Raw genomic sequence first — 504 nt, forward strand, 5'->3', positions numbered from 1 at the left:
ATACTTAAGAAGTCGTAACAAGCGACTATGAAACAGATCTTTGAAAACTGAACAAAGTTTCGATAAGCAAATGTGCAGGGCTTCTTGTTTTGAACAAGAGCAACAATATTTGCGAAGTCAATTCGCTAGTAAATTTTGAGTCACAAACTATAAATCGAGAGTTTGATCCTGGCTCAGGACGAACGCTGGCGGCGTGCCTAATACATGCAAGTCGAACGAAGCTTTCTTTCACCGAATGCTTGCATTCACCGAAAGAAGCTTAGTGGCGAACGGGTGAGTAACACGTAGGCAACCTGCCCAAAAGAGGGGGATAACACTTGGAAACAGGTGCTAATACCGCATAACCATGAATACCGCATGATGTTCATGTAAAAGACGGCTTTCGCTGTCACTTTTGGATGGGCCTGCGGCGTATTAACTTGTTGGTGGGGTAACGGCCTACCAAGGTGATGATACGTAGCCGAACTGAGAGGTTGATCGGCCACATTGGGACTGAGACACGGC

Annotated in this window: 1 rRNA gene; it reads left to right on the forward strand. The window is 45.8% G+C overall.

Annotated elements, in window-relative coordinates:
• Nucleotides 1–150: 150 nt before the first annotated feature.
• Nucleotides 151–504 (forward strand): 16S ribosomal RNA (locus KJQ99_RS09615); the annotation flags it as partial.

The organism is Campylobacter sp. 2018MI13, from assembly GCF_018501135.1.
In the GTDB taxonomy this organism is placed as follows: domain Bacteria; phylum Campylobacterota; class Campylobacteria; order Campylobacterales; family Campylobacteraceae; genus Campylobacter_E.